Annotated in this window: 24 protein-coding genes; 15 read left to right on the top strand and 9 right to left on the bottom strand. The window is 60.9% G+C overall.

All coding sequences use genetic code 11. The features are described 5' to 3' along the window. The first annotated feature begins 137 nt into the window (after positions 1 to 137). Complete coding sequence (locus tag Q5Q88_RS05650; protein ID WP_302742247.1) at positions 138 to 1025, top strand: biotin--[acetyl-CoA-carboxylase] ligase; 888 nt, start codon at positions 138 to 140, stop codon at positions 1023 to 1025. A 292-nt stretch (positions 1026 to 1317) separates the two neighbouring features. Here the strand turns inward: Q5Q88_RS05650 and Q5Q88_RS05645 are convergent, their stop codons facing one another. From Q5Q88_RS05645 to Q5Q88_RS05625, 5 genes are read right to left on the bottom strand one after another with little or no spacing between them, the layout of a single operon-like run. Next, entirely contained in the window at positions 1318 to 2712 is a 1395-nt protein-coding gene (locus Q5Q88_RS05645) for an oxaloacetate decarboxylase subunit alpha (protein WP_118653974.1), read from the bottom strand. Between the two features lies 1 nt (position 2713). Then, on the bottom strand, positions 2714 to 2872 hold the full coding sequence (locus Q5Q88_RS05640) for an OadG-related small transporter subunit (protein WP_006723661.1): 159 nt from the start codon (positions 2870 to 2872) through the stop codon (positions 2714 to 2716). Between the two features lie 15 nt (positions 2873 to 2887). Then, complete coding sequence (locus tag Q5Q88_RS05635; RefSeq protein WP_006723662.1) at positions 2888 to 4006, bottom strand: sodium ion-translocating decarboxylase subunit beta; 1119 nt, start codon at positions 4004 to 4006, stop codon at positions 2888 to 2890. A gap of 54 nt (positions 4007 to 4060) precedes the next feature. Then, positions 4061 to 4465: an acetyl-CoA carboxylase biotin carboxyl carrier protein subunit gene (locus tag Q5Q88_RS05630; protein WP_302742239.1), complete on the bottom strand. Its 405-nt coding sequence runs from the start codon at positions 4463 to 4465 to the stop codon at positions 4061 to 4063. Next, the gene (locus Q5Q88_RS05625) at positions 4455 to 4847 is read right to left on the bottom strand and encodes a hypothetical protein (protein WP_302742237.1); all 393 of its coding nucleotides are present in this window, start codon (positions 4845 to 4847) and stop codon (positions 4455 to 4457) included. Before Q5Q88_RS05625 ends, Q5Q88_RS05630 begins: the two co-directional genes overlap by 11 nt. 226 nt (positions 4848 to 5073) lie before the next feature. Between Q5Q88_RS05625 and Q5Q88_RS05620 the strand changes: the two genes are divergently transcribed. Together Q5Q88_RS05620 and folB are read left to right on the top strand one after the other, a co-directional pair. Then, the gene (locus tag Q5Q88_RS05620) at positions 5074 to 5676 is read left to right on the top strand and encodes an HD domain-containing protein (protein ID WP_294123532.1); all 603 of its coding nucleotides are present in this window, start codon (positions 5074 to 5076) and stop codon (positions 5674 to 5676) included. A gap of 26 nt (positions 5677 to 5702) precedes the next feature. Further along, a complete protein-coding gene (folB, locus tag Q5Q88_RS05615) occupies positions 5703 to 6188 on the top strand; it encodes a dihydroneopterin aldolase (protein WP_294123535.1) in 486 nt (161 codons plus the stop codon). Between the two features lie 17 nt (positions 6189 to 6205). On the opposite strand, the gene Q5Q88_RS05610 is transcribed toward folB, so the two are convergent. Further along, positions 6206 to 6751: a histidine kinase dimerization/phospho-acceptor domain-containing protein gene (locus Q5Q88_RS05610; RefSeq protein WP_118653969.1), complete on the bottom strand. Its 546-nt coding sequence runs from the start codon at positions 6749 to 6751 to the stop codon at positions 6206 to 6208. Between the two features lie 35 nt (positions 6752 to 6786). Between Q5Q88_RS05610 and Q5Q88_RS05605 the strand changes: the two genes are divergently transcribed. Both Q5Q88_RS05605 and Q5Q88_RS05600 read left to right on the top strand, forming a co-directional pair. Then, positions 6787 to 7272, top strand: a complete 486-nt coding sequence (locus Q5Q88_RS05605; RefSeq protein ID WP_302742233.1) for a hypothetical protein — start codon at positions 6787 to 6789, stop codon at positions 7270 to 7272. A 22-nt stretch (positions 7273 to 7294) separates the two neighbouring features. Next, a complete protein-coding gene (locus tag Q5Q88_RS05600; RefSeq protein WP_294123539.1) occupies positions 7295 to 8524 on the top strand; it encodes a CPBP family intramembrane glutamic endopeptidase in 1230 nt (409 codons plus the stop codon). Here the strand turns inward: Q5Q88_RS05600 and Q5Q88_RS05595 are convergent. Together Q5Q88_RS05595 and Q5Q88_RS05590 are read right to left on the bottom strand one after the other, a co-directional pair. Then, positions 8519 to 9814 carry a type II toxin-antitoxin system HipA family toxin gene (locus Q5Q88_RS05595; protein WP_302742231.1) on the bottom strand — a complete coding sequence of 432 codons (1296 nt, stop codon included), beginning with the start codon at positions 9812 to 9814 and terminating at the stop codon, positions 8519 to 8521. The genes Q5Q88_RS05600 and Q5Q88_RS05595 overlap by 6 nt on opposite strands. Positions 9815 to 9817: 3 nt before the next feature. Continuing rightward, positions 9818 to 10264 (bottom strand): helix-turn-helix domain-containing protein, encoded by a 447-nt coding sequence (locus Q5Q88_RS05590; RefSeq protein ID WP_302742230.1) that lies wholly within the window; start codon positions 10262 to 10264, stop codon positions 9818 to 9820. A 236-nt stretch (positions 10265 to 10500) separates the two neighbouring features. Here Q5Q88_RS05590 and Q5Q88_RS05585 point away from each other — a divergent pair, with 236 nt between their 5' ends. From Q5Q88_RS05585 to Q5Q88_RS05540, 10 genes are all read left to right on the top strand, one after another. Beyond that, positions 10501 to 11739 carry a radical SAM protein gene (locus Q5Q88_RS05585; protein WP_302742229.1) on the top strand — a complete coding sequence of 413 codons (1239 nt, stop codon included), beginning with the start codon at positions 10501 to 10503 and terminating at the stop codon, positions 11737 to 11739. 105 nt (positions 11740 to 11844) lie between these two features. Continuing rightward, positions 11845 to 12330 (top strand): hypothetical protein, encoded by a 486-nt coding sequence (locus Q5Q88_RS05580; RefSeq protein ID WP_118653965.1) that lies wholly within the window; start codon positions 11845 to 11847, stop codon positions 12328 to 12330. Positions 12331 to 12366: 36 nt separating this feature from the next. Beyond that, on the top strand, positions 12367 to 12612 hold the full coding sequence (locus Q5Q88_RS05575; protein ID WP_118653964.1) for a helix-turn-helix transcriptional regulator: 246 nt from the start codon (positions 12367 to 12369) through the stop codon (positions 12610 to 12612). Between the two features lie 263 nt (positions 12613 to 12875). Further along, entirely contained in the window at positions 12876 to 13268 is a 393-nt protein-coding gene (locus Q5Q88_RS05570; protein WP_147352850.1) for a hypothetical protein, read from the top strand. A gap of 114 nt (positions 13269 to 13382) precedes the next feature. After that, positions 13383 to 14222, top strand: coding sequence for a hypothetical protein (locus tag Q5Q88_RS05565; protein ID WP_302742225.1), 840 nt, complete (start codon positions 13383 to 13385; stop codon positions 14220 to 14222). Beyond that, positions 14219 to 14941 (top strand): hypothetical protein, encoded by a 723-nt coding sequence (locus tag Q5Q88_RS05560; RefSeq protein WP_118653962.1) that lies wholly within the window; start codon positions 14219 to 14221, stop codon positions 14939 to 14941. The genes Q5Q88_RS05565 and Q5Q88_RS05560 overlap by 4 nt, the downstream gene beginning before the upstream one ends. Before the next feature lie 36 nt (positions 14942 to 14977). Continuing rightward, entirely contained in the window at positions 14978 to 15646 is a 669-nt protein-coding gene (locus tag Q5Q88_RS05555; protein ID WP_158574838.1) for an ATP-binding cassette domain-containing protein, read from the top strand. Positions 15647 to 15695: 49 nt separating this feature from the next. Further along, a complete protein-coding gene (locus tag Q5Q88_RS05550) occupies positions 15696 to 16349 on the top strand; it encodes a hypothetical protein (protein ID WP_118653960.1) in 654 nt (217 codons plus the stop codon). Between the two features lie 283 nt (positions 16350 to 16632). Then, positions 16633 to 16917, top strand: coding sequence for a hypothetical protein (locus tag Q5Q88_RS05545; protein WP_118653959.1), 285 nt, complete (start codon positions 16633 to 16635; stop codon positions 16915 to 16917). Between the two features lie 50 nt (positions 16918 to 16967). After that, a complete protein-coding gene (locus Q5Q88_RS05540; RefSeq protein WP_158574837.1) occupies positions 16968 to 17132 on the top strand; it encodes a hypothetical protein in 165 nt (54 codons plus the stop codon). Between the two features lie 85 nt (positions 17133 to 17217). Here Q5Q88_RS05540 and Q5Q88_RS05535 read toward each other — a convergent pair whose 3' ends face one another. After that, positions 17218 to 19350 (bottom strand): YgiQ family radical SAM protein, encoded by a 2133-nt coding sequence (locus Q5Q88_RS05535; RefSeq protein ID WP_302742219.1) that lies wholly within the window; start codon positions 19348 to 19350, stop codon positions 17218 to 17220. Positions 19351 to 19421: the final 71 nt, after the last annotated feature.

The following is a 19421-nucleotide window of genomic DNA, read 5'->3' as shown; positions in this document are numbered from 1 at the left end:
GGCTGGCGTGCGGATGGTAGCATAACTAGGAAAAACCCCCCGATTTCGCGAAGTTTTGTCGAGTTGTGCTACCAGTTGGCCGGGCATCCGTGGGAGGTCTACCGGCCGTCAGCGGGGAGGAAGATGGCGGGGGCCTTATGGACAGTCTAGAACCGATCGAACTGCGCTCTGAAGTGCCCTCGACGAACGCCGAGATGAAGAGGCGCGGCCGCGTGGGTGCGCCCCATGGTGCCGCGCTCAGGGCACTCGTCCAAACTGCGGGACGCGGGCAGCGCTCGCACGACTGGGCGTCGCCCGAGGGTGGCTTGTACCTATCCGTCCTCATCCGTCCCGAAGTCCCGGGCGAGGCCCTGCCCGCCCTGCCCGTTGCCTGCGCCTTGGGCGCCCTGGGGGCACTTCGCGAGGTGGGATGTCCCCGTGCTCGACTCAAATGGCCAAACGACATCGTGGTAGGTAATCACAAACTCGCTGGTATCCTGACCGAACTTGTCGCAACGGGCGAGGACGTTTTCGCGGTGTGCGGTATTGGGGTGAACATGGAAGCCCCCGTCGTATCGACGCGATCGGGGAGCATTGCCGCGCTGCATCCGACGGGCTTGTTGGACGAGCTCGCACCGGGCATGACGCCTCCGTCGCTCGAGGACCTGGCAGAGCTCGTTCGAAAGCGCATCTTGGATGCCGCCTCGGATTGGGAGGCCGCTTACGGGAAAACCGCGGCGTACCGCGGGTCGGGGAGGCCTGTTGCGCACGTTCCGGGATATGACATTGCCCGATGGGCGGAAGACCCCGTTCGCGGCGGCGCCGAAGGTCCTCTGGCACCCCTTCTGGCACCTTATAACGCTTGCCTTGCCTTTGTGGGACAGCGGGTGCGCGTATATGCCATCGACGGTGAGGAGCGAGCGCAGGGGACGTTTTTGGGAGTCGACGGGTATGGCCGCGCGCTCGTCGCGCAGCGGGACGGTTCGGTTGCCGGCTATGATGCGGCGGATGTCTCGATTCGTCCGCTCTCGCTCATGGGCGAGTAGCCCGAGTGCCTTAAGGTCGAAGACGAGGGGCCAGCTCCGTCTCGGCGGTTTACGGCGACGAGGCACGTGTCCAAGCGTGGTCTCCATGAGGGAGTTTGCGGGGTCAGAGACGTCGCTTCCAGTCCGTCTATCCTCGGGCTCACGCCGTCCTTGCCGAACCGATCTCGGCCCGCAAAAAGCGCCCGCGGCGTTGCGTGCCGCGGGCGCTGTGCGTTCATGGTGGCGGCCGAGCAGGATATCGGGCCGGGAGCTTGACGTCGGGCCGGGAGCCGGCCTGACTGTCCGGAGCCCCCTATGCCACGTCGATGGAAACGTTGACCTCCTGCACGGGGACGTCGTAGAACGGGTCCTCGCGGCGGCCGAGGAAGTCGCGTGCCTGCTCGGGGAACAGGGCGTAGGACAACACATCCTCCTCCGAGCGGGCGTACTGCGAGATCTCCTCGCGCAGGCGCGGCATCGCGGGTTCGATCAGGTCGGCCGGGCGGCAGGTGATGACCTCGTCGTCGCCGATGATCTGGCGGCGGATCTTCTCTGAGATGGTCACGGGCGGACGGCCGTATTGACCGCGCACGTAGTCCTTGATCTCGGCGGGAACGACTTTGTAGCGCTCGCCGGAGATGACGTTCATGAGCGCCTGGGAGCCCACCATCTGGGACAGCGGGGTCACGAGCGGCGGGTAGCCCAGGTCGGCGCGGACGCGCGGGACCTCGGCGAGCACCTCGGCGTACTTGTCCTCCACATGCATGTCCTTCAGGTTGGCAAGCAGATTGGAGAGCATGCCGCCGGGGACCTTGTACAGCAGCGCCTTGGGCTCGACGGCCATGACCTTGGGGTTCAGGCCACCCTCGTCCAAAAAGCGGTTGCGGATGGGCAGGAAGTGCGCTGCCACGGCCTCGAGCTTCTCGATGTCCAGGCCGGTCTTGTAGCCGAGGGCCTCCAGCGCGATGGCCATGGACTCGGTGGCGGGCTGGCTCGTGCCCTCCGCGAAGGGGGAGGAGCAGGTGTCGATGATGTCGGCGCCCGCCTCGACGGCCTTGAGGTAGGTCATCTGGGCGATGCCGGCGGTGCCGTGCGTGTGCACCTGCAGCGGCAGGTCGCAGGAGGCCTTGATCTCGCTCACGAGCTCGAAGGCGACGTCGGGCGTGAGGACGCCGGCCATGTCCTTGATGCAAATGGAGTCGGCGCCGGCGCGGGCCATCTCGTTGGCGAGGCTCACGAAGTAGCGCACGGTGTGCACGTCGCTGGTGGTGTAGGAGATGGCGGCCTGGACCTCGCCGCCCGCCTCCTTGGCGGCGCGGATGGAGGTCTGGAGGTTACGGGTGTCGTTCAGCGCGTCGAAGATGCGGATGACGTCGATGCCGTTCTCCACCGACTTCTTGACCAGGGCCTCGACCACGTCGTCGGCGTAGTTGCGGTAGCCGAGCAGGTTTTGGCCGCGCAGCAGCATCTGGAGCTTGGTGTTCTTGACGTGGGCGCGGATGGTGCGCAGGCGCTCCCAGGGATCTTCGTTGAGATAGCGTAGACAGCTGTCGAAGGTGGCACCGCCCCAGACCTCGAGCGACTCGAAGCCGCACTCGTCGAGGGTTTCCAGGATGGGGAGCATGTCCTCGATGGGCATGCGCGTGGCGATCTGACTTTGCTGGCCGTCGCGCAGGACGGTCTCCATGAAGCGGATCTTGCGGGTCATGCTAGGCCTCCTTCGACGGCGGGAAGAGTCGGGCGAGGGCGAGCGAGATCACGTAGATGACGAACATGACGATGAAGATGCCGCCCCAGCCTAAGATGAGGATCTGGATGGCGAGGGACAGGTCGGTGGAAAGTCCGAGCGATGCGATGAGATCGGTCATTGCCAGCACCCCTTTCTAGAGCAGAAGGCCGAGGACGAGACCGCCGGCGACGACCGAGGCGATCTGACCGGCGACGTTGGCGGCAGCGGCCTGCATGAGGATGAAGTTGCCGGGATCCTCCTCGGTGGCGAGCTTCTGGACCACGCGCGAAGCCATGGGGAACGCGGAGATGCCCGCGGCGCCCACCATGGGGTTGATCTTCTCCTTGCGGAACAGGTTCAGGAGCTTGGCGAACATGACGCCGCCCACGGAGTCCATGATGAAGCCGATGAGGCCGAGGCCCATGATGATGAGCGTGTCGAACTGGAGGAACTCGCTGTATTCCATCTTCACGGAGACGCACAGCCCCAATAGGATCGAGATGAGGTTCACGAGCTCGTTTTGGGCGGAGGCGGACAGCGAGTTGAGCACGCCGCACTCGCGCAGCAGGTTGCCGAACATGAGGAAGCCCACGAGCGGCAGGGACACCGGGGCGATGAGGCCGGCGACCACGCAGATGGTGACGGGGAAGAGGATCTTTGCCGTCTGGGAGACCTGACCGGGGCGGTAGGTCATGCGGATGGCGCGCTCCTTCTTGGTGGTGCAGGCCTTGATGGCGATGGGTTGGATGATGGGGACGAGCGCCATGTAGGAGTACGCCGCGACCATGATTGCGCCCATGTACTTCGAACCGAGTGAGTTGGCCACGAAGATCGAGGTGGGGCCGTCCGCGGCGGCGATGATGCCCGCGGAGGCGGCGTCGGCGATGTCGAAGCCAAAGACGCCCGTGGCCACGATGGTCACGAAGAAGATGCCGAACTGCGCGGCGGCGCCGAATAGCAGCAGGAACGGGTTGGCGAGCAGCGGGCCGAAGTCGATCATGGCGCCGATGCCGATGAACAGCAGCAGCGGGAACAGCTCGGTCTCGATGCCGGCGTCGAACAGGATCTGGAACGGTCCGGGCTCGGTGCCGGTCATGAGGACGCCGGACGCCGGGATGTTCACCAGGATGGTGCCGAGTCCCATGGGCACGAGCAGCGTGGGCTCGTACTCCTTCTTGATGCCCAAGTACATGAGGACGCAGCCGATGAGGATCATCGCGATGCGCCCCGGCTCGGCGATGAGCGCCTGCACGCCGTCGAGTAGGATTTCCATAATGCCTCTTTCTGGAAGAAAGCGCCGCCTTGGCGGCGGCGCGTCGGGGTGTACTTAGGCGATGGTGAAGAGCGTGTCGCCCGGGTTCACCATGGCGCCCTTTTCGACGTTGATGGAGGCGATGGTGCCGCCCTGCTCGGCGACGACCTCGTTCTCCATCTTCATGGCTTCGAGGACCATGATGGGCTGGTTGGCGGCGACGGTATCGCCAACGTGCACGTGGATGTCGAGGATGGTGCCAGGCATGGGCGCGGTCTGAGAGAAGGCGCCGGCCGGAGCGGGGGCGGGGGCTGCAGGAGCGGGCTCGGGAGGCGGAGCCGGTGCAGGTGCAGGTGCGGGGGCTGCGACGGGAACAGGCGCCGGTGCGGCGTCCGCCGGGGTCGGGGTCGGGGCGCCGACCTCCTCCATCTCCACCAAATACTGGGTCCCATCGATTGAGATCTTGAATTTACGCAGCATGGCTGCCCTCCTCTTTCATCTTGTAGATGTTCTTGACCGTGAACGAGCTTTGCTCGAGCGCACCGGCGGCGAGCGCCGTGGCGATGATTGAGACCGTGCGGTGCTCCGGGTTCGCAACCAGCACGCGTTTGACGCGAAATTCGCTCGTGGGGTGGTCCCCCGCGGCAATGGCCGATGCGATAACGCATGCGTGTGCGTGTTCGTGGGCATCGACCGGCAGGTATGCGGGAACCGGTTCCCACGTATCCGGCGCCTGCGTGCTCGACGCTGCCTCGGATGCGGATTGTGGTGCTTCGACGGACGCGGGGGCCTGCTGCGCCCGCGAAGTCTGCGGAGCGTCATGGTGCCCGATGTGCCTCTTAATCCAAGAACGTAGTCCCATGGCCCTTCCTTTCCCGTGGGGACGTGCCGTGACGCAATGGGGCAAGACCTCACGAATGCCTATGCTAGCGAGATTTGTAGGAATTGTGGCGCTTGGTTGGGGCTTCTTCGGTGACTGGTAGGAATTGGGCGGTGCGGTGGTGTTTCGTTTTACCAAAGCCGTTCACGCCGCTTTGTGCATGGATTGGGTACAACAGCTAAACAGCTGGCGATTGATGGAGACGAACATGCGACGTGTTCATGCGATAGAAGATAGCTTCGCATTCCGCGGGCACATGAGGCGCATCGAGGATGCCGAGCAAACGCGGGAGTTTTGCAAACATGGTATGACGCACCTGCTGGACGTCGCGCGCATCGCTTGGATTTTCAATCTCGAGCGTGGGCTCGGCTTTGACCGCGAGGTCGTCTACGCCGCCGCCCTCCTGCACGACCTCGGCCGCTCTGAGCAGTACGCGACGGGCGAGGACCACGACGTCGCGGGCGCACGGATAGCCGCCGACATCCTAGACAGCTTGCCCGATGGCCTTCGATTCGACGCCGATGAGCGGGCTGTCATCCTTGCCGCCGTCTCCGGACATCGGGGTGCGTGCGCGGACGGGGAGGTCGTTGTCGCACCGCGGGCTGCAGAGGTCCCTACGGGTGAAGCTGACGACCGGGGGTACATGGGCAGTGCGCGTCATGCGAGCGGGACGCGTCGCGGCGAAGGGGCGGAGTCACTCGCCCATCTCATCAAAGAAGCCGACAACCGTTCGCGCGCCTGCTACGCCTGCCGCGTCCGCGACGCCTGCTATTGGCCAGACGAGCGCAAGAACCTTTCGATAGATATATAAGTGCGTGGAAACGTGAGGAGCACACCATGGATATGAAACATCTGCCCGAGAACATCGTCGACGACCGCGGTACGCTTGCCCGTCGCGAGGCCGGCCTTCCCGCCACGCGCACGCAGCTCGCGCGCCTGGACCCGGAGCAGCTGCATACACTCGACAAAATCGCCATCGAGGGGCTCGAGGTGTTCGCCAACCACGGCGTCTTTCCCGAGGAGAACAAGCTCGGCCAGAAGTTCGTGGTGAGCGTGACGCTCTATACCGATACGCGTCGTGCGGGGGAGACCGATGACCTTTCCGCGTCGATCCATTACGGCGAGGCGGCTCATGCCATCGACGAGTTCATGCGTGTGCATACCTTCAAACTCATCGAGACGGCGGCCGAAAGCGTTGCCGCCATGTTGCTCGACCGTTACCCGGGCGCGTACGGCGTGCGCGTCAAGCTCGAGAAGCCCTGGGCGCCGGTGGGTTTGCCGCTGCGCACCGTTTCCGTCGAGATCGAGCGCACGCGGGCATAGGGCTCGCGTCGGCGGCGCTAGGGGCGCAGTACGATGCCGAACGTGATGGTGTCGACGCCGTTGGTCGTGCACAGGGCCTTGCCATGGTGCGCCTCGGCGATGGCGCGCTTTGCCAGTTCGGAGAGATCGCAATCCTCCATATCGAGCTCGCCGCCCTCGTCCATTTTCGCCAAAAAGACGAGGCGTTCGGTGAGCTGAGCCATGCGTGCGACCTGCTCGTGGATGCCTTTGGTCCATTCGCTCTCACCGTCGGTCATCTCTATGACCTCGGTGTTGGCGTTTATGACGGAGAGCGGGGTCTTGGGTTCGTGGCTTGCATCGGTGACGAACCGCCGCTGCTTGGCGTAACTTTCCGCTGTGGGCTTGATCGCCATGCCCGAAAGGCACGCTACCAATGCGTACACAAGCGCAAGGCCCACGCCGCTGATGATGCTGCTCGCTGTGCTCGAGGATGGTCGCGAGGGCACGGGCGAGGTTTTGTTCGTCTTCGGCGTTTTGGGCGGCATCGCCGGCGCCGCCGCGATGAGTGCAGCGACATCGTCGGGGATATTGTTGGAGCGCATGGGTAAATCGAGGAGATTGGTGGGTACGTCCCGCCATGGCGATACTGTTCGCCGCCGAGGTGCGCCGATGGCTCACTGCGGTTGGCGTGGGTCTTGGTGTGTTGGCGTGCCTAGCCGGTCCGTTTGCGTGGACGGCGGAGACCATCGCCTCGGGACATCACAGCTCATTGCCGACGGCTGGCCCCTCGGGTGAGGGTGAGCCCGGCGGTCAAGGTGGCGCATCCGGCCAGGACGGAGCGGGAGGACTGCATGGTGGCGGCGATGCGAGTGACGAGCTTGTGAACCTGTTGCTTGAGAACGCCTCCGGGTACCGTTGGGCCGCCGCGACGACGGGCTCGCAAAACGCAGCGGGCTATCAGCTCGCGAGCGAGTTGCCCGTGATGGCCATCGGCGGCTTCAACGGCAGCGATCCCGCACCTACGCTCGCGCCGTTCAGCTGCGCGCCAACCGCGCCTAGCGTGCAAGGGGAGAGCGGTCGCAAGCTTCTGAATCGCCCTGTGGTACAGTCATGGGAAACTTGAGCGCACGCGTAAGGAGGGCCTCATGGATTCGTCCCAGAGCAGTTCGGACACCCAGAGTGGCATTGACCCTGCCAAGGGCTGCCTGCCGTCTTGCGACCGTTCGATTGAGGGCGGGCGTCTCGGAGGCCCGACGCCTCCCGCGGGATACGAGCGTGACGTGCGCGTGCGAACGCCGGCGCCATCGTCGGGGGCGCCCGCCGCGCCGGGCACCTCCCGTGCGCTTCATTTCGTCAAGTGGACTCTCGCCATGGTCGGCGTGCTCGCCCTGTATCTCCTGCTGCAAATCGTCGTGTCGCTGATAGGGGGGACGGTCATCGTCTCCATCAGCTTCGCGGTCGACGGCGCGGGCACCGAAGTCGGCGACGCGTTGTTCGACAACGGCATCCAGGTGGTCATGGCGGTATCGCAGCTCATCGCTGCCGCGATCTTCGGGCTCTGGTGGCGGCGCGTCCGGCTCGGCTCGTTCGCCGGGCGCCGCGGGGCGGTCGCTTCCGCAGGCGCCCCCGTCATGAAGACGATCGCCTCCCTGCTGCTCGTCGGCTTCGCCGCCCAGTTTTTCGTGAGCGGCATCCTCGGTTTTGTCGAGCTGTTCTTCCCCGAGACGATGGCGGAGTACGCCGAGCTCATGGAGGATTCCGCCGTCGGGGTGTTCGCGATTATCCAGGTGATCTCGACGGTCATCCTCGCGCCGCTCAACGAGGAGATCGTGTGCCGCGGCGTCATGCTCGAGTACGCGATGCGCGCCGTGAGCCCCGGTTGGGACCCTCGCCACCGCGCTCGTCGCAGGACCGTCTCCGTGCGCGCGTTTTGGGTCGCCAACGTGTTGCAGGCGCTCGCGTTCGGCGTCCTCCACATGAACATCATCCAGGGGAGCTATGCCTTCGCCCTGGGCATCCTACAGGGCTGGGTCTTCTGGCGAACGGGCAAGCTCGGGTACGCCATGCTGCTGCACTTCGCCCTCAACGCCTCGTCCTATCTCGTCGCGCCGTTGGCTCCCATGGTCAACGTGCTGCCCACGCCCATCGTGTTCGCAGTCTTTGGGGGCTTGCTTGCCGGAGGCATCGCCATGTTCGAGCGCGCCTGGCACGTCTCGGACGCCCTGCCTGAGGTCGAGGTGGCCGAGGACGACGAGGAGGACGGGGCGGCGGCGGATGACGATGCGATTCTGGGTGACGTTCTGCCAACCGACGATGCCGCCGCGCGGGTTTCTGCCGTCAGCACCGGCCCTGGTAAAGGAGGCAGCCCACTATAGAAGCGCAAGCGTCTTGGCGCAGTTCTCGCACACGGCGCCGAGCATGCGCTCGCGCAGTTCGGCGGCACCCGGGATGCCGTTTGCTTCGGCTTCGTCAAACACTTCTGCCATGCTCACGGGAATCTCTTGGGCAAGATCGGCCATAATCGCCGTGCAAGAGTCCTCCGTAAACTCGGCTTTTTCGAGCATCGCGGCGAGCGCGGGGTCGTTGCCGCCCATATAGCGGTGGATAGCCCCCGAGCCCACACGACCAAAGCGGTTCTCCCCGCCGACCGCCATGGCAAGTCGTCCCTTGCGGCGCAGGTTCTCGTAGGCCAGCCCGGACGCCACATCGTACATGGGAGCTATGACCCTGTCGTTATCGGGTCCGAGAAGCAGCGAATAGTTCTTGGCGTGGGCATCGGGGGCCCCAATAAGGCAGTTGAAGAACAGGATTTGCGTGAAAACCAAAAGATTGAAGTGAGCGCGATTGGTGCTGCATAGCAGGGCCAGCGCATCGCGTGTGGTCGGACCGCCATCTGAGGTGTACTTCTGGTTTGGCATTATTCCCAAAGCTTGGCAAAAGTCTTCTTGGTGCAGCCGGACGACGTTGCCGTTGGAGCGGCGGGCACGGTCGTAGCGAGTGACGATTAAGGCCGGTTCATCTTCGAAGAGGCGATATTCAACATCGGAAGTTGCGACACCGCAGCGCTTGGAGGTCGCCATGCAAATGTACTCGTTGAGGGCCTGAAACTTAAATCCTATGACGCCGTTTTTGAAAATGTGGGTCGTGCGAGCGGATCCCTGGCACTCGCACCATATGCCGTCATGTAGGCCCAATGCGAACTTGCCCTGATTGCCTCCTAGAGACCAACTTTCTTCGCCTCCCATCCACGAGGAATCGCCATCCTGCCTAATGCTGGCAAGGCGTGCTGCGATTGCCTGGTCGCTCAGCGGGAGGTAAGAGCCTTTGCGTCTGCGTGCCGCGCTGAGGTCCTCTTCCCTGTAAAATTGAACCCCTCCCGGACAGTCGAGACCGATGTGTTCCAAAAGCGCAAGCGGATTATTGGGCCTTACTTCGTATTCGGCTGCAATGGCGCGGCGCTGCTGCTCGCTGTCAGGAAGGAGCCCGAACAGGTAAGGGAGAACGGTTTTTTGGTCATAGCTTCTGTTGCTTATGGGCATGGAGCTCGAGAGGGGTATTCCGGAATAGCCTTCGTCATAACTAAAGCTAACGGCACCATGAGCATTCTGTTCGAGGGTTCCTGCTATGTCGTTGCAGACGATGACCTTGAGAGACCGTGCAGGCATGGCTTACCTCCTTGCAACAAAAGACGTTGCCACATCATCTATACCTTGATGTTTCAAAAAATCGTCAAAGACGGAATCGTAGTCGGCTGGTGATTTCGACGTATCGGTACGTGGACGGCGTTGTGCGGCCCTGGTTCGATTTCTGGCTTGAATGATTGGGGAGCTGCTAGTGCTGGGATTGATTGCATGATTTTGCTTTTCGTCTGTGGCGATCACGTTGCGCCCGATGTCATCGCCTTGCGCGGCGAGTCCGATACCGAGCGCGCCGAAGACGGCGAGGAGCTTGTCGAGGCGGATACCGGTGGCGTCACCGAGCTCGAGGGACGCCAGCAGGCGCTCGGACACGCCCGCCGCCGCGGCGAGCTGGGTACGCGTGAGACCTTGACTCTCGCGGGAGCGGCGTACGTAGATTCCGGCTTGGCGCGGCGTGACAATCGGCATCGTGTCCATGGACTCCTCCTCATGCAAAAGTATGCAGATTAGTATATCTGCAAAAGTATGCATACCAAGAATAGTATATCGACAAGGTTTGATTGCATCTGTGCCGTGAATTGCTTCGATAGCCCTCTAGGCAAAGGTTCGGCGGGAAGCAGTTCCATGTTATTTCCGCCTACCGAAGAGCTCTTGCATATAGAACACAACGCTCTATATTAAGAACGAAGTATCCTATGGCATGGAAGGTGATTATGCGACTTGCCTCCCACATCGTTCGCTTTGATATGCGGGGCATTCCCGTAATCGGCAACACGGCTTCCGGCGCCCTTGTGGGCCTCACGCCGGAAGGGGCTGAGCTGTGCGACGCTATGTTGGAGCGTGAAGTCGCCATGGATGAGGTTCCCGCTGGATGCAAGGAGCTCGTGGCTCATTTTGTCAGTCATGGGTTTACGGAAGAGGCTGAAGCGGGTGGGTGCAACCACCTCGCGTCCGCCTATCTCCATGTGTCGAATACCTGCAACCTCTCGTGTGTTGGGTGCTACTCGGCCGACTGCAATCGCAACCGAGCTGTCGACCCGAGTCTTGATGATCTGTGCCACGCGATTGACGTCCTCGCCTGCCTGGGTGTCACGCGCTTGGTGATTTCGGGCGGCGAGCCGTTCTTGCGCGAAGACCTGCCGGAAATCGCGCAGCATGCGCGCGAGCAGGAGATGACGAACATCACTGTTCTGACCAACGGCACGCATTGCAGTGATGAGGCGTTTGCAAAGCTGGCGGGCAGTGTCGATGTGGTTTCCGTTTCCTTCGACGGCACGAGTCCAGAGGCTCCTGCGTGCATCAGGGGAGAGCAGCTGTTCGAGGTGCTTGTCGACACCGTTAAACGCATCCAGTCTGCGGGAATCCACGCGCATATGCTGCCCACGCTGCATGCGCGCAACGTTCAGGATGTCCCCGCTTACGTCGAGTTGTCAAAACAATTGGGATGCACGGTTGGCTTTAGCCTGTTGAGCGGCACGCATGCAGACTTGGGCGACCTCATGCCCGACGATTCTTGTCTTGCCGAGCTTGCGGAAATCATGGTCGAGGTGGCGAGCAAGGGCGATGCCGTGTCGATTGACGACGCCTTCAATCCCATGCGGGCACTGTCCGTTCGCACCTGCTGTGGTGCCGGCAAGAACTCGGTGAGCGTTGCTTCGGACGGAACGGTGTATCCCTGCCACATGCTTCATAAACCCGAGTTCGCTCTGGGCAATGCGTTCACCGATGACGCAGCTGCGATTGCGGATAATCTTTCTCAGTTCACCTTGCCTTCGGTGGAGGAAATCGAGGGCTGCTCATCGTGCGAAAACCGATACTTCTGTGGAGGTGGATGCAGGGCTCGGGCATATGATGAGCACGGCTGCATGACCGAGCGCGACCCGTATTGCGCGTACTACCGCAGCGCAATCGAGCGGACGGTCGAGGCGTTCATAAATCATATTCAAGGATAGGAAGGGTAAAATGCTGTTCACTATTGAAGCGCAGGGCGTTACGATGACCGCCTGTAAAGATATTTTCGGTATTCATGTGGGGTATTAAGGATTTGGAAACGTGCAATGAGCCAGTTACCTGTTGGCAAGATGCCGCTTTTGCTTAGACTGATCTGCTTCGTTCTGATCGCAGTCGCGCTCTTCTCCGCCGTCAATATGGTGACGGGTATTGCTGCCTTGTTGGATGCGAAAATGGGCAGTCATCTTTTCGCCTTTGTTCTTAATCAACTTATCACTGTCTCGTTTGTGATTATCCCGCTTTTGGTTTTCGTGAGGTTGGTGCGCGCCGCAATCGTTTCCAAGGAGTTCTTCTCCCGGAAGCAGAGCCAAAGAATGCTGACGATTGCCATCTGCTTTGCACTTCGCGTTGTGCTGGATCTATTCGCTCCTTCCATTGAGGTTCCCGCTTTGCTCGAAGGCGCAGTCGGCCCCATGTCAGTCGGTCCCAGTCTAAACCTCATGACGCTTGCCACATCGATCATGTTCTTCGCACTGGCTGGTGTTTTTGAGTACGGCAGGAAACTGCAGGAGGATTCCGATAACATCCTGTGATATCCATTTAAAAGCGTTCAAAGGGAGGACAGCCGAATGCCCATCGTCATGCGACTCGACCGTGTTATGGCAGATCGGAAGATGTCCTCCCTTGAGCTTGCCGAGAAAGTCGGCATCTCTCCCGTTAACATCTCCCGTATCAAGACCGGTCGCCTCAAAGGTATTCGTTTCTCAACACTTGAGGCGATGTGTGAGGCTCTGCACTGCAAACCAGGCGACATCATCGACTGGATGGATGACGAAGAGTATGTCGAGACGTTTGGCGCGTTGCCCGAGGACTAAGCATATTTTCCATGAGTGGCAATCAGTGCAAAGTCAGAACTAACCGATTGCCGAATGTGGAACAACTGTGGATGTTCCCCATGCTTGACAATGTTATAGGGATTTTCGTCCCGTGCATTTCCCATGTGATAAACCAAGGGGGCTGTCGAGGTTCCTGTCCGTTTGCCGGCGATATACACCCGTCTGCCCGTATAGTATAGACAATATTATATATTAAGAAGATATTAGTAAATATAGGCAGAGAAGGGAGTAAGGAGGTTCCCATGAAGGTATTCAAGAGCCTTAAGGCAAAGGTTGCGCTGCTCGGCGTGTGCGTGGCCTTGGCATGTGGCTTCAGTGGGGCGGCATACGCTTCGTCCCATAATTTCGGCTACACGCTGCCCGGCTTCCAAGAAAATGTTACCGTCCAAGCGGGTACTCGTACCAGTGGATCTGCTTCTGCTAGTGTGAGCGTCAGCAGCGGCGGTACGCGAAAGTGCTGGTTATGGTGTGATGCTCCCAGCGTTGGAACGCGATTGACCGACTCCGTTTTGGTGACGGGTAACAATCAATATACCTTGTCATATTACAACCGCAATTCTGGTAATGTTTATTTGCGTGGTTGCACGGATGGTTGGCAAGATCCCAATTACATCAGTGGTTACGTGAGCTTCTAAGTTCTGTTAACCGATTTGACGAACCGTTTCCTTCTCTGCTTGATCTTCGCGGTCTCCCCCTTCCGTATCATGAGATAGGGGAGACCGCGGCTTTGCGGGAGGTGCAAAATGCCCATGCCGGCTCTGCTTAAGGTGCTATTCCTCCGTATGTTCAGACGGGCTGAATGCAGGATTGCAATTACGGTAACCCTGCTGTGCTGTCTTATCGCTTTTGGCGAAACGTGCTTCAAGTTCTATGGCGCAGACGTGGGTGAATTGCCCTCGGCAGCCTATGCATGGGCGTGGAACATGGACGCAATGCAGGTGAACGCCTCACGTGTGTACCTGTTCTTTGTAATGCCCGTCGCCGCAGCGCTGGTCTTTGCGGATGCCGCCCGACAGGACTTGCGGTCTGGTGCTGCCTGTCTGTTGGCTTCGCGAACATCTGTGACAACCTGCGTACTCGCCTATGGGATAACGAGCTTTATCGGAGCGTTTTTGCTGACGTTTGTGGCACTGGTACTCCTACAGGTGCTTGCGCTCGTTGCCTTTCCTGTGGAGGGGACGTTTGAGGGCTATTTGGGGATGCCTATGTACCTCGATCTCCGAACGCCGGGAGGGCTGTTCGCTGGGATTTGGAATAGTTCGCCCTATGCATACAACATAATTTTTACCTGTGGCGCTGCGTTTTGGGCGGGGGCATCGGCGCTACTGTCGTGCTCGCTGGGAATGTTCATGCGCCGGAATAAGTTGGCGCTGATCGTGCCTGCCGCCATCTCATTGGCGGCGTTCGTGGTGCTTCCGTTAGTGGCTCCGCGCCTTGGCAATCTTCTGCACTTTTATGTGATGTATCCCAAGCTGAACGATCAGGTAATCAGCGTTTTTCGTTTTATTGCGACACCCTGCCTTTGTTTGATTCCGTCGGTGTGCCTCATGGCCGTGGCGTGTAAGCGTGGGAGGGATGTGTTGCTATGATTTCATGGCTGTACGTTCATGTCAAAAGAAATAGAAGTACATGTGGCACCTTGGCGGCAGCTCTCGTATGTCGTCTTTTGCAGATGACGGTGCTTGGCAGGCCTTCCCATGCTGCAGATTCGCTTTTCGATTCGTATCTCTCGATGAACGCTGTCGATTTTGCCACGTTTCTGTTTATTCCGCTGTTTTGCGTCGGCCAGATGCGCTCGCTCAAGTTGTATTCTTCGCCCCAATGCGCTTTGGCTTTGGGGAGCCGCTCGCGTGTGGCGCTGCGCATATGCGCAGATTGCGTGCTGACCGGTCTGCTCATGAGCGTTTTGCTACAGGTGACTTCCCTCATTGTTCTGTTTTGGCGGTTCGGGACGATTCCCATGTGGGAGGCGCTGCGTCCCGTCGACTTGGTTCTCCAAGGCGTTGTGTTGGCCAATGCCGGCATGGTGAGCTTTCTTGCTATGTTGGCATTCCATTCCTCGGCGTTCTCTTGCCTGACGGGCATTTTGTATGGGATGTGGGATTTCATGGCCATGAATGTTGTGGGCGGAGGGCTCCCGCCGATTGGATGGAGCTTGGCAATTGTCCCGGACGGCGCCGGTTGGGCGGCGATCGTTGTCCAAGCTGGAGTGCTTGTGTCGTTATCGCTGGTTTTGGGCGTCTTGCTTTGGCTGGCTGCGGGTAAGGTTGACTATCTTGACTGCGGCAGGGGCTTAAGCAAGGCCTAACGTTTCGTTTGAGCCGAAAGCGTAATGGAGGTTGCTATGGATACTGGTGTGGAAGGGCGCAAGGCGAGCCGCGTCGGGGTCCGTGTTTCCGCAGTGTCGAAGACCATCAAGGGCAACCGTGTGCTCGATGGTGTGAGCGCGTCGTTCCCCCTCGCGCGCGTGAGTGGAATTCGCGGGCACAACGGGTCGGGCAAGACGATGCTTTTGCGGGCGATTGCAGGACTGATTTCCATCGATGAGGGATCGATCGAGGTGTTTGGCGAGAAGCTGGATGCGCGAGGCGATTTTCCGGTGGGGATTGGATTCATGGTCGAACCCCTTGAGCTTTGGGACGAGTTCACAGGGCTTGAGATGCTCACGCTGCTTTCGTCGTTGCGTGGCAGGCCGAGAGAGAATCATCTCAGGTCCGCTCTCACTCGCATGGGGCTCGACCCCGATGATCTGCGACGAATTAAGAGCTTTAGCTTGGGCATGAAGCAACGATTGAACCTTGCTCAGGCGCTCATGGATGCTCCCCGCTTGTTGTTGCTGGATGAGCCCACCAACGCTCTGGACGAGGATGGGCAAGAGGCGATTCGACAAGTTCTGATTGAGGAACGCGACCGAGGGACTACGATTATCGTGGTGTCTCACGATCGTGAGGAGCTCGATCGCATTGCCGATGTCCAGTTCATCATGGGCGATGGACGGATACGGGAGGTGTAGAGCAATGAGACCGAGGTCTGTGTCCCGATGGGTGTTTGCGTGGGGGCTTATGCTGGTCGCGGCACTTGTGATTGGGGTCGTTACGCGCATAAGCTACGGCGACGTGTCCGCCCATCCCGAGACGATGGATGGGCTGCCGTATGAAGTGGCGCCCTATTCACAGGAACGGTTTGAGCAATACGCGAAAGGGATGGGCGATGCTAGCACGGCGCAAGCGTTAAGCAATGCTGAGCTTGTCGCTCGTGTTCAGAAAAAGGCTTCTTCTATCTATCGTTACAAGGCATTTGCCTCGGAAATGCGAGTTATGGAGGTGTTGCGCGGAGACGATTGCCTTCAAGGAGTATCAATTGATGTGTATGAGCCCGTTTCCCTGAGAGATTGGGGTGGAACGAGGTGTCTGGTTGCAGTCGACGCATACCAGTTCGGCTCTACTCCAATGCGCGAAGACGAGGAGTACGTGCTGTTCCTCAACCGCGCTCCTCATAATCGTGTGGTGGGCGATGCATGGACGCTTGTAGTGTCGCCATTCGCCAAGATTGCTGCCGACGGCAATCCTACTTGTATGGTCCATGAGGGGGTCGGGGAAAGCATGGAATTGCGCGAACTAAAGGATGCTGACATGGTTGCAGAGAGTGACAGGGACATGGAGGCATATCTTGTTGGTTGCGAAGATGTTCTTAGGAGTCTGGACGTCGAGCGGTAGGATTCGGGGGCTTTCGCCTTGGTGGGTACGGGAAATCTTACGTGATGGCAAGCGAACCTTGCCATCAGGTTCGATGGTTTTGCGTTGTCCGTGTTTTATGGGGAGCCGGAATGCGCCTCCAGCGTACATGATGTTTCAGTTGTAGCAAACCACTCAGTGCAGCCCGTGGGCTTTTCTTCGACGCGTCTCTTACGCGTGGGCCGTTTGAATGGAGGGGCAATCATGTTTAATTGGCGGCTTTGGGTATGCAAGCGCAAAGGCGTGTGACTGAAAGGAGAGCACGATGCTCACGTATGGGTCTTTGGGCTTCGGTATCCTGGCTGTGGTGGTCCCGTTGGTCCTGTATCGGGTCAAACGTGCCGAGGTGCCCATCTTTTTGAGTATGGCGTTTGGCATGGTGTCGCTGACGTGCGTGGCAGCGGTCATGGGAACGAGTGCGCTCGAGGGCGACGGCTCGATGTTCTACGACACGGCCCCGGCGTTTATGTACTGCTCCATCACGTTGCTCGTGCTGGTGCTCGCCATCAACGTATGGTTGCTGTGGCGTGCGTTTCACAGACATGTATGATGCCCACTTTGCGTTGGCTCAGCAGGCTGCCCTGACGAAAGGAGAGTGCAATGACAGGTATTGGTACGGCCGAGCTGTCGGTTTCGCTGGTAGTGATTCTGCTGCAGTGGATCGTCCCGATCGCTCTGGTATGCATCGCCGCATACTTCGGAGCACACAAGGGCGCCGAGCGTGCGTTGCGTGGCAAGCGCGAGGACGGCGAGCCGGGTGCCTGATCGCTCGCCCGTGTGGCTGGAGCCAGATTTCGGGCATCGCTGCGAGATGGTTCGCGGCGGCGCCCGATGCCGTTATGGGTCCGCGTTAATGCCGGTTCGCGCCTTGGCGCCCCTGGGCGGCGCGGTTGCGGGCGTGGGCATTGGCTGCCTTGTTGGGCGCGCCCCCGAACTTGGGCGCGCTGAAGGGCTTTTCCTTGGCGGCGAGCTTGCCGCCTCCAGTGGGCATCTTGCCGGCTTTGCCCGACTTGTTGTCACCTGTCTTGCCGCGCGTCTTTCCGCCGCCCGCGCCCGGCTTGGGCGGCACGGGGCGGATGAGGCACTTGGGCCCGTAGCCGATCAGGTCCTCGCGTCCGGCGCGGCGCAGGGCCTCCTTCACCAGCTTGTGGTTCTCCGGCTTGCGGTACTGGATGAGCGCGCGCTGCATGGCCTTCTCGTGCGGGTCGCGCGCCACGTAGACGGGCTTCATGGTCCGCGGGTCCACGCCCGTATAGAACATGCACGTGCTCATGGTGGAGGGCGTGGGATAGAAGTCCTGCACCTGTTCGGGCATGTAGCCCATGTCGCGCACGGCCTCCGCCAGCTCCACGGCCTCCTTCATGGTAGAGCCCGGGTGACTCGAGATGAGGTAGGGCACCACGTACTGCTTGAGGCCGTATGACGCGGAGAGCCTCTCGAAGCGCTCGACGAACGCGTCGTAGACCTCGCGGCGCGGCTTGCCCATCACGCTGAGCACCGCGTCGCTCACGTGCTCGGGCGCCAGGCGCAGCTGGCCGCTCACGTGGTGTCGCAAAAGCTCGACCAGGAACTTGTCGGAAGCATCGGCCATGGTGTAGTCGAAGCGGATGCCGCTGCGCACAAAGACCTTCTTCACGCCGGGGATTTGGCGCAGGTCGCGCAGCAGCTCGGCATAGGCATCCTCGTTCGTGTCCATATTGCGGCACACGCTTGGCCACAGGCAGCGGCGGTTCTTGCACACGCCGTGCGTGAGTTGCTTTTTGCACGCGGGCTTGAAGAAGTTCGCGGTGGGCCCGCCCACGTCGTTGATGTAGCCCTTGAACTCGGGGTCGCGCGTGAGCGCCTCGGCTTCGCGGATGATGCTCTCGCGGCTGCGGACCTGCAGCATGCGGCCCTGGTGGAAGGCCAGCGCGCAAAACGAGCACTCGCCGAAGCAGCCGCGATTACTGCTGATGGAGAAACGGATTTCGTCGAAGGCGGGGATACCACCGGCCGCGTCGTAGTCGGGGTGCCAGTGGCGGGCGTACGGGAGCTCCGACACCTCGTCCATCTCGGCCGTGGTGAGCGGAGCCGCCGGCGGGTTTTGCACCACGTAAACGCCGTTCGGGTAGGGCTCCACCAAGCGCTTTGCGGTGATGGGGTCCATGTTCTGCTGCTGGATGTTGAAGGAGCGCGCGTAGGTAAGGCGGTCTGCCGTTAGGTCGTCCCAGCTGGGGAGCAGCTCGTAGTCGTATACGTTGTCGAGCGCATCTGGCCCGCTCACACGATACGCCGAGCCGTTCACGAAGGTGATCTGATCCACGGGCAGCCCGCCGTCGAGTGCGTCGGCCACCTCGACGATCGAGTGCTCGCCCATGCCGTAGAGCAGGATGTCGGCGCCGGAGTCGAGCAGCACGGAGCGCTTGAGCTTGTCCTGCCAGTAGTCGTAGTGCGCCAGGCGGCGCAGGCTCGCCTCGATGCCGCCGATGATGATGGGCTTGTCCTTGAACGTGCGGCGGATGAGGTTGCCGTAGACCGTGACGGCGCGGTTGGGCCGCGCGCCCGCGACGCCGCCGGGGGTGTAGGCGTCCTCGTGTCGCGGTTTCTTGTTCACGGTGTAGTGGTTGACCATCGAGTCCATGTTGCCGGCCGAGACGAGGAAGCCTAGGCGCGGCTCGCCGAGGGCGGCGATGCTCGCGGGATCGGTCCAATCGGGCTGGCAGATGATACCCACGCGGTACCCGTGCGCCTCGAGGACGCGGGTGATGATGGCCATGCCGAAGCTCGGGTGATCTACGTACGCGTCGCCGCAGACGTAGACGAAATCGCACCGGTCCCAGCCGCGGGCATCTATGTCTGCGCGCGAGATGGGCAGGAACGCCTCGCGCGGCGGGCGCCCCTTGGTGCCCGGACATCGGGCAGGGGTGCGGGAGCTGTCGGCTGCGCTCCTGCCCCGCTTCTTGTTCGATGTGCGAATGGGATTCTTGGCGGGATGCTTGGGCATGATGCTCGCTTCCATCGGTGTCGGTATCGTCCTAGCATACGCCAAGACCGGGCGCGCTCTGTTTTCGGGGA

Source organism: uncultured Collinsella sp. (assembly GCF_959026545.1).
Lineage (GTDB): Bacteria > Actinomycetota > Coriobacteriia > Coriobacteriales > Coriobacteriaceae > Collinsella.
This window is presented reverse-complemented; position numbering and strand designations above follow the sequence as displayed.